Below are 8,720 nucleotides of genomic sequence, written 5' to 3'. Positions count from 1 at the left end.
CAAGCCGAAGGTGGACGGCCCGCAGATAGCGACGGTGACAGGCCCGGCGGGGGAAGAGATTTATTGCGACCAGTATGGTCGGGTGAAAGTGCAGTTTCCGTGGGACAGGTACGGCGCCAGCAATGACCAGAGCTCGTGCTGGGTGCGGGTAAGTCAGGGATGGGCGGGCGGCCAGTACGGGATGGTGGCGATACCGCGCATCGGACATGAGGTAATCGTGAGTTTTCTGGAGGGCGACCCGGACCAGCCGATAGTGACCGGGCGGACGTTCCACGCCACCAATCCGGTGCCGTATCCGCTGCCGCAAAACAAAACCCGTACCACGCTGCGCACCACCACCCATAAAGGGGCGGGGTTCAATGAACTGCGTTTTGAAGATCAGGCTGGGCAGGAAGAGGTTTTTATCCATGCGCAAAAGGACATGAATACGGTGGTGCTGAACAACCGCAGCACATCGGTGAATGTCGATCACAGCGAAAACATCGGTCAGGACCAGACCATCTCGGTACAGCGTAATCAGACCGTCTCGGTCATCCAGGATCAGGTTACCGAAATACAGGGGCAACAAACCATCGCCGTAACCGGAAACCGTAATACGACAGTGGATGACAACGACTCGCTGCAAGTAAAAAACAATATAGCCATCCAGTCACAGGCGGGCGACATCCTGATTGCGACGGCTGGCGGCTATATCGGTATTGACCAGGCAGGCAACATCAATATCACCGGCAACAGTATCGTGGTGAATGGCACACGTATCGATTTGAACTAGAGGACGACTTATGTACCAGATGAACGAAGGAACGCTAGCGATACCGAACGACTGGCGCGATGAATCACTCCACGTTTTTGTCCTGCCGGGCGACACGGCCAATCTGGTGGTGAACCGGACGCCGATTGAGTTCGGCCTGACGTCCGAGACGATCTATCAACAGACACTGGAGCAGTTCTCTGCCCATTTGAAGGAGTATGAGGAGCGCACCGCCTGGGAACTGATGCTGGACGGTCAGCCGGCACGTGGCCTGGAGTATACCTGGCGCTCACCGGAGGGGGTGATGCATCAACTGGTGGTGATGCAGGTACGTGGCGAACTATTGCTGACGTTCACTATCACGGCGGCCGGACAGTTGCAGGAAGAGCAGAAAACCGCGTTGCTGGCGGTGATCGAGACCTTCAAAGCGACAAACTGAGCGGAGGTATTCATGCTGAACGATATCCTGACTCGCGTGGCTCGTGTCGGCGCCATGCATGCGGGTAACCGTCCTCAACCTCCGGCAGGTCGCCCGCAACCCTGCCAGGGCAAGCCGCCTACATCACCGGGCAAGACCATCAAGCATAAAAGCTTTCTGGGGGCATTGGCGGGAGCCATCGCTGGCGCACTGGTGGCCGCTGCCGCGTTTGCCGTCGCGACGGCGGTGGTGGGTGCCATAGCGGTGGCAATGGTCGGCTCTGGGGGAATGGGCGCAGCGCTGGTCGTCGGGGCGGTCAAACTTGCCGCCGGATTCGGTGCGGTGAGTTTGTTGGGCGGGTTTATCAGCAGCGTATCCAACAAGGTTTCCGCGATGGTTGACAGTGGGGCGCCAGCATTCGGACCGGTATCCAGCGGTTCCGGCAATGTGTTCGTGGAAAAACAGCCGGTGTCGCGGGCCACGGTGGATACGGTGGCCTGTACCAAACACAACTCGCCGCAACTGATTGCACAAGGCAGCGAAACGGTGTTTGTCAACGGTTCGCCCGCGGCGAGGATCGACGACAAGACAGTGTGCGGAGCGACAATCAAGGAGGGGGCATCCACCGTGTTCTTCGGTTCAGGACAAGCTACCTGTCTGGAGATTGCCGACGAGTTCAGTTGGTGGGAGAAGGCGCTGCTTATTGGGGTCGAATTCCTGGTGCCGCCCAGTCGGGGCATGTTCAAAGGACTGGCAAAGCTGTTTACTCGCGGGCCGACTGCGGTGCTCAAAGGCATGCGTGCCGGAGCGTTAAGAACATTAGTCGGACTACGGCGGGCGGTCCGCTGTACCAGCAAGGGATTCAAAAATAACAAAGGGCTTGCACGTTTCAAGGAAGCAACCCGGGGATTTCTGAAAGACCCGGTATATATCGCCAGCGGAGAAGTGATTGAATCCCGACAGGATTTTGAGCTCGGACAAACGTTGCCCCTGCTGTTTGAGCGCACCTACCGCTCCAATGCCACACACAGCGGACTGTTGGGGCAGGGCTGGCATGACACCTGGAGCGAAGTCGCCAAGGTCAGCCGGGATGGCCTCAACACTCACGTGGTAATCACCTTGGCGCAGGGGTACGACATCGACTTCACCTTTCATCAGGATGTGCAGGTGGTGTTCTGTCCGCACTACCCGGCCTTCACCCTGCACCGTCGCACTGACGGTTTTTATCTCTGGAACCGTGACACCCGAACCTGGCGCGCTTTTACCGTGGCGCAGGCGGACAGGCTGCTGCTGTCGGCTATCTATGATCCTCAGGATAACCGCATCGACCTGATACGTACGCCGAAAGGTTATCTGCGTCAGGTACGACACAGCGACGGCATCGAGCTGCTGCTAGTGTGGCAGGGCGAATTCCTGCACCAGATCCAGCGTATCGACGGCGGTCAGAAAACACTACTGGCGGTGTACCGGCAGGATGAGCGCGGCCGGCTGGTGCACGCGGATGCCACTCATGCTTATCGCCTGTACTACGAGTATGACGCGGGCAACCGGCTGACGCGCTGGCACGACAATGACCAGACTTGGGCGAGTTATCAATATGACGTACAAGGGCGCTGTATCTATACCACCTGCGCAGACGGATTTTTGACAGCGAATTTCGAATATTTCCCTGACCGGGTGGCGATGACCGATGGCCATGGTCAGCGCAGTGAGTTCGGTTTCAACGACCTGTCGTTGATGAGCTGGGAAAAATCGCCGCTGGGGCACGTTACCCGCTACGACTATGACGAGCACGGCAATCTGCTGCGGGAAATCTCCCCGGCTGGCCGGGTTGTGGAATTCCAGTATCTGGAGGATACCGGGCTGGTGAGCATGTTCACCGATGGCAGCGGTCATGTCTGGCGCTATGACTACGATGAGGCGCAACGGCTGTGCGGTATCGCCGATCCGTTGGGACGCACCTGGGCCTGGGCCTACGATGAGGCCGGAAACCCGGAAAAGCTGACCGGGCCGGATGCTGGCGAAGTGCGTTTTAGCTGGAACCGTTACGGCCTACTCACTCAGGTTAACGATCAGACCGGGGAGGTGCAGGCTCGCCTGCACTACGACCATCGGCAGCGCCTGCTGAGCGCTACCGATGGGGAAGGACGTACCCTGCAATTGCGTTATGATAAGCAAGATCGGGTGGTGCAATGGCAACGCCCGGACGGTACACAATTCCGGCTGGGCTATCGTCGGGCAAGCTGGAAACTGCCGGAACAACTGATACGTCCTGATGATAAGGAGGAGCAGCGTCATTATGACGAGCACAACAATCTGTTGAGATACGTGGACGGCAATGGCGCTTCTTGGCAGCAGACCTGGGGCCCTTTTGATTTGCTGACTGCCCGCACGGATGCGCAAGGACGCACCTGGCGCTACGAATACGATCGGGAGAGCCAGCAGCTTATCGGAGTGATTGCCCCGGACGGCAACCGCTGGCAGTGGTGGTTGGATGCAGATGGACGGGTTATCCGCGAGCGGGACATGGTCGGAACGGAAACCCATTACGACTATGACGAGGATGGCCACTGCATCGAGGTGCGCAATGGCGAAGGGGAAATCCGACACTTTCTATACGACGAACGTGGGCTGCTGATAAAAGAAACCGCGCCGGACGACACGCTGTACTACTGCTACGACGCAGTAGGCAGGCTGACGGAAGTGGTGTCCACCACAAGTCATGTGCGACTGTCCTACGACGCCCGTGACCGGGTAGTACATGAGTGGTGCAATGGAACGGAGGTACGGCGCCAATACCAGGAAGCAGCCAAAACCGTTACCCGAACGCTCCACTGGGAGGATGAAGACGAAAGTCAGGCACTGAGCAGTATCTACCGTCACAGCGCCACCGGCGAGCTGCAACAGGTACAGTTGCCGGACGGGGCCGAACTGGCATTGACGTACGATGCGGCAGGGCGGGAGGATTCGCGTGCGAGCGGTAGCGGATTTATGCAGCGCCGTGAGTACGGGGTGATGGGCTGGCTTAGTCGGGAGATGAGCGGACAGCAGCAGAACGGACGTTTGCAGGCGCAATTGACACGGGAGTACCGGTATGACGGCGTAGGCAACCTGATAGGGGGGCGCCGTAACCGTGAGGCTGAAGGTTACCGGCTGGATGCGACAGGTCGGGTGCTGTCGGTGCTGTCGGGCGGTGCGGGTCGCCAGACGGAAACCGTAGCAGAATACGACTATACCCACAGCGGTCTGCCGCAGGAAACAGGGCGGCTGGTCGAGTGGCAGGCGGGGCGGCTTATCCAGCACGACGATACCCACTACCAGTACGACAAGGCCGGTCGGTTGGTGAGAAAGCAGGTGGTGAAGCCGGGTTATCGGCCTCGGGTCTGGCAATACCGATGGGACAGCCGCAACCAACTGCGGGTGGTGGACACGCCCGCTGGTGAGCGCTGGTTCTACCGCTACGACCCGTTCGGACGGCGTATCGGCAAGCGTTGTGAACAGCGAAGCGAAGAGGTGCGCTATCTGTGGGATGGCGACCAGATAGCGGAAGTGCGGCACTATCGCCTCGGGGAACTGACCCAACGCCGCCACTGGATACACAACAGTTGGGAACTGGTGGTGCAGCAGCGACAAAAAGAGGATGGCGGCTGGGAAACGGATTTTGTGACCAGCAGTCAGAATGGGGAGCCGCAGGCGCTGTTTAAACCGGACGGCGAGTTACGCTGGCAGGCGCCGAAAGCGACGCTGTGGGGCCAGCGGTCTACAGAACCTTCGGAAAGTCCCGACCCCGGCCTGGCGTTCGCCGGACAGTATCGTGACAGTGAAAGTACGCTATGCTATAACAGATTTCGCTATTATGATCCGGCAGGAGGGTGTTATGTTTCGCCTGATCCGATAGGGCTACTGGGTGGATTAAACAACTACGCTTATGCGCCGAATCCGCTGACTTGGATCGATCCGTTGGGGTTGGCGAAATGCTCCATTCAGAAATTAGAAGAAAAAGGGTTTACTGGGGTTAAGTCAACTAAGAATGGCGGACTAGATTATGCCAATAGCAACGCTTTATATTCAAAAGAAGGTGTGAATCCAATACGTCGTATTGAATATACAGGTAATTATCACAAAGATTTTGAGCAGGCCAATATGGCCGCTTTAGGACAAAAAACCACACCTAAAGGTTATGTGTGGCACCATTTAGATGATTATGATCCGGTAACAAACACAGGTACTATGCAACTGGTTCAACAGGCTGCCCATAAAGGTATTCCGCATGTTGGTGGGGTAAGTCAATATCAAGAAATTACGGGGTTGAAATATATTTTCAAAACATGGTGATTCTATGGGAAATTTATTTTTTACAGATTGTCTTCCGCCAGTAACTGATGAGGAAATAGCCGAGCTAGAGTCATTGATTGGTTCTGCTCTGCCTGATGAAATTATATCCCTTTATAAAAGATATAATGGTGGGCAACCTCAGCCATCTTTTGTACATGATGAAAAAAATCTTTATCCGATAAATTCATTTTATTCATTGGCCGAGATTATTGATAGTTATAATGATTTTGATGATGACGCATTGCCAAATGATTTTAAGAAACATGAATTATTACCATTCGCTTATGATCCGGGATCTGGTATGTATTCAATGTCTTTAAGGAAGAGTGATTTTGGTAAAGTGTATTTCTATGTATTACTTGAAGAAGCCGAAATTTTCGGGGTATGGTCTTCATTTAAATCATTTCTTGATTCGATAGTTGATGATCCTAATCCATAATTTACTGATATTTTATAAAAAGCCGGAAGTGATTTTAACGATCCTTCCGGCTTTTTTATTTACCCGCCTGTATTATTACGCCAGCATAACCCCAAACTCCGCCCGAATAATCATCTTACCGGGCATTAGTTCAATATTTAACGACTGGCGGAGCAATCCGTTGCGGGTCAGCCAGTCGCCCGCCAGATAAAGCTCGCCGTTATCGCGTATCCAGTCCGCGCCTTCGCTGTCATGTCCGTCCAGTTCTGCCAGCAACGCGGCGATATCGGTATCCTCATCGAGTCGTGTCAGTATCAACCCGTTGCGGTACAGGCTGATACGAAACAACGTCCCGGCGCTAAAGCCCGCCTGAGCCAGTTCGTCGCCGGTGAGCGTCAGTTCCGGCAGTTCACCCGGATAAAACGCTGCCTGAATGCTCATTGCGCGCCCCCCTTGTCCAGCCCGCCGGGAAAGCGATTGAGCCAGTCGGCGGCGGCGCGCTCATCAAACGGTTCCCGGCTCAGTCCTTCCAGACTGTGCCACAACTCCCGCAGATCCTGCACGGTGATGACGATGCAACCCGGCATCACACGTAACTTGAGCGGCTGGCCGGTGCTGAATCCGGCTTCCTGTAGCCACTTGCCGCTGATATTGATGGCGGGTGTGGAGGTGTCGCCCTTGTTGGGCCGATAGCCGACACGCTGATAGCGCTCCGGCTGAGAGATTTTAAAAACAGTGGTGTCTGGCGTAGAATGTGCGTCAGCCACGGTGCCGGGCAAAAGGCGCGCCCTCCGTGGCGCCCCTCTTGCCTTGTTCAGCATCGGCGGGTGCGGGGGTAAATGGCCGTCAGGCCGGCGCTACGCTACATCGCTCTCTGTCCGCGTCGTTGCCGGCCCGCCGTCCATTAAACATAATGCCGGAGATTATACGCACTGCGCCGTCGCCCCACTTGCCCGCTTAAGCCGCATCCAGCGGCTTAATGCGTATAATCTGCATTATGTCTTGCGCCCCCGCAGGAAGCATCTTAGCCCGGCGCGGCGCACAGGGCTGCGCCCTCTGCTGTCGGCGTCGGCGCTCCCCTCGGCGGCGGGGTGTGGCCGCCGTCCCTGGCGGCGGAGGCACCGGCGTCAGTCCTCAGTCAACATCAACCCCAAAGGGAAGTCGGCCTGACGGCCTCCGCTGAAAGGCTTAGTACCCGCCCGCTGCGTCAGGCTGCGCGGGGTCGCACTGCGTTGCTCCTTCCCCGCTCGCCTGCTTGCGCCCCCGCCCCGGTGTGGCGCGGTCATGCAAATCCTTCGTTCCCACCGACACCGTGCACCAGAGCGCCGCAGGGCGACGCTTGCGGACTCTTTGCCGCCCGCCCCCGCAGAACCCGCGCCGGAGCCGCAGACAAGCAGCGGCCCCGTCACGGGTTGGCGTAATAAAAACAGGTAATGCCAGCGGTACGGCGTGTTGTTATGATGCGGGACGTGCAGACAGGGAAAGTCACGGCGCGGCGGTAGCGTGTACGGGCCAAAAGTGCGCATCGGGGCAGTCGGGTTAAGGTGCTGTTAATGCTGTAAAAAATGCTCTTTAAAAAGCTATTTTTATCAGCATGTTAGGTGCGTTAAAAAATACGACGGTGTCGGGATCGTCCCTATGATCCGATAGGGCTACTGGGTGGATTAAACAACTACGCTTATGCGCCGAATCCGCTGACTTGGATCGATCCGTTGGGGTTGGCGAAGTGTCCAACCATTACGCGTGGTGCAAATGGTGAAGTTCTATCGGCGCGGGCGACCATATCGCCAGCAGACTTGAGAACAGGAACCGGTGTGAATGGCAGTGCGCGAGAGGCGGCCAGAGCACTGGGAAATCAGAGCGATGATGCCGGGCATATATTAGGCAAGGTACTCGGCGGTCAGGGCGGTAAAGGCAATGTGTTCCCGCAGTTGCCAGCAATTAACCGTGGTGAATATCGCGTGTTTGAGAATGAGGTCAGGAAGTATATTAACAAGAATGGAACTGTAGATATTGATTGGTCATTTGTATATAAAAATGGCGGCACAAGACCAACTGATATTATTTACAACGTATCCCAAAATGGGAAGACGGTTCTTTACTCTGTATTTGGGAATTAATTATGAATGCAAAAGACACTTTGATTGCTTTTATGAAGGATATGAATGGCTGGGAAAATAGTTATCGTGATGCTTTCATGGCTGACCACGGAGTGAATAAAGAGCCATATTTGGCTGAATTAAATAACATTTTCAATAAGTGGTGTACTGTTAAAGAAAGAAAGCAGGGTCGTCAAGTGTCAATGAAGGTTAGCTTTCCACCCGATTATGATCCTGAGAATGATGAAATACTTGATGAGGATACTGTAAAAAATAAAGTATCTATCACTGTGCAAAAGCATACTGGATTTAAAAATAAATATCGTTACACTCTCCATTATAAAAATAACGAATGGCGTATAGATAAAAAAGAATGGCTTGATGATGATAAATGGAAGCAAGCCTATCTATAATAAAATATCCGGAAGCGATCTAAACGATCCTTCCGGCTTTATTTTATCTGTCATTTAGTCTCAGTTATTTACTGATTCTCTATCCCCGTCAGATCCAGCCCGCCGGTAAAATGGAGAACGCAGACCCGGGACTGGTGTTCGTGGGGCAGGTCCGTGACAGCGAAAGATGATCTCTTCCCATTAAACAGGACCAGGCTAAACTGGAGTTTTCTGCCCTTCTTTTCCTTAAAAAAGAGGCAATCCGGCCATGAAAAAGATCCGCTGTACTGAAGAGCAAATTGCTTTT

9 protein-coding genes are annotated in these 8,720 nt (G+C 54.8%); 6 read left to right on the top strand and 3 right to left on the bottom strand.

From position 1 onward, the window contains the following. The 4 genes from HOY33_RS20345 to HOY33_RS20330 all read left to right on the top strand — a co-directional run. On the top strand, nucleotides 1–772 hold a 772-nt coding region (locus tag HOY33_RS20345; RefSeq protein WP_172291841.1), incomplete at its 5' end, for a type VI secretion system Vgr family protein. A gap of 10 nt (nucleotides 773–782) precedes the next feature. Continuing rightward, nucleotides 783–1,190, top strand: a complete 408-nt coding sequence (locus HOY33_RS20340; protein WP_172291840.1) for a DUF1795 domain-containing protein — start codon at nucleotides 783–785, stop codon at nucleotides 1,188–1,190. A 12-nt stretch (nucleotides 1,191–1,202) separates the two neighbouring features. Beyond that, the gene (locus HOY33_RS20335) at nucleotides 1,203–5,504 is read left to right on the top strand and encodes an RHS repeat-associated core domain-containing protein (protein WP_172291839.1); all 4,302 of its coding nucleotides are present in this window, start codon (nucleotides 1,203–1,205) and stop codon (nucleotides 5,502–5,504) included. A gap of 4 nt (nucleotides 5,505–5,508) precedes the next feature. After that, nucleotides 5,509–5,943 carry an SMI1/KNR4 family protein gene (locus tag HOY33_RS20330; RefSeq protein ID WP_172291838.1) on the top strand — a complete coding sequence of 145 codons (435 nt, stop codon included), beginning with the start codon at nucleotides 5,509–5,511 and terminating at the stop codon, nucleotides 5,941–5,943. A 75-nt stretch (nucleotides 5,944–6,018) separates the two neighbouring features. On the opposite strand, the gene HOY33_RS20325 is transcribed toward HOY33_RS20330, so the two are convergent. After that, on the bottom strand, nucleotides 6,019–6,363 hold the full coding sequence (locus tag HOY33_RS20325; protein WP_172291837.1) for a SymE family type I addiction module toxin: 345 nt from the start codon (nucleotides 6,361–6,363) through the stop codon (nucleotides 6,019–6,021). Then, nucleotides 6,360–6,689 (bottom strand): SymE family type I addiction module toxin, encoded by a 330-nt coding sequence (locus HOY33_RS20320; protein ID WP_172291836.1) that lies wholly within the window; start codon nucleotides 6,687–6,689, stop codon nucleotides 6,360–6,362. The genes HOY33_RS20325 and HOY33_RS20320 overlap by 4 nt, the downstream gene beginning before the upstream one ends. A gap of 1,047 nt (nucleotides 6,690–7,736) precedes the next feature. Here HOY33_RS20320 and HOY33_RS20540 point away from each other — a divergent pair. Both HOY33_RS20540 and HOY33_RS20310 read left to right on the top strand, forming a co-directional pair. Continuing rightward, a complete protein-coding gene (locus HOY33_RS20540; RefSeq protein WP_216660599.1) occupies nucleotides 7,737–8,042 on the top strand; it encodes a DNA/RNA non-specific endonuclease in 306 nt (101 codons plus the stop codon). 2 nt (nucleotides 8,043–8,044) lie between these two features. Beyond that, complete coding sequence (locus HOY33_RS20310; protein WP_172291835.1) at nucleotides 8,045–8,434, top strand: NTF2 fold immunity protein; 390 nt, start codon at nucleotides 8,045–8,047, stop codon at nucleotides 8,432–8,434. A gap of 68 nt (nucleotides 8,435–8,502) precedes the next feature. On the opposite strand, the gene HOY33_RS20535 is transcribed toward HOY33_RS20310, so the two are convergent. Continuing rightward, nucleotides 8,503–8,720, bottom strand: a 218-nt coding sequence (locus tag HOY33_RS20535; protein WP_216660598.1) for a hypothetical protein, incomplete at its 5' end; no start/stop codon positions are given.

This window comes from Brenneria sp. hezel4-2-4, from assembly GCF_013155275.1.
Classification (GTDB): domain Bacteria; phylum Pseudomonadota; class Gammaproteobacteria; order Enterobacterales; family Enterobacteriaceae; genus Brenneria.
Note: the sequence above shows the minus strand (reverse complement) of the source record. Positions and strands in the feature narration are given on the sequence as shown.

What these genes read in the sequence shown, in the direction of transcription:
- HOY33_RS20340 (WP_172291840.1), top strand. Translation starts at nt 783, where the DNA reads ATGTACCAGATGAACGAAGGAACGCTAGCGATACCGAACGACTGGCGC.
- HOY33_RS20335 (WP_172291839.1), top strand. Translation starts at nt 1,203, where the DNA reads ATGCTGAACGATATCCTGACTCGCGTGGCTCGTGTCGGCGCCATGCAT.
- HOY33_RS20330 (WP_172291838.1), top strand. Translation starts at nt 5,509, where the DNA reads ATGGGAAATTTATTTTTTACAGATTGTCTTCCGCCAGTAACTGATGAG.
- HOY33_RS20325 (WP_172291837.1), bottom strand. Translation starts at nt 6,363, where the DNA reads ATGAGCATTCAGGCAGCGTTTTATCCGGGTGAACTGCCGGAACTGACG.
- HOY33_RS20310 (WP_172291835.1), top strand. Translation starts at nt 8,045, where the DNA reads ATGAATGCAAAAGACACTTTGATTGCTTTTATGAAGGATATGAATGGC.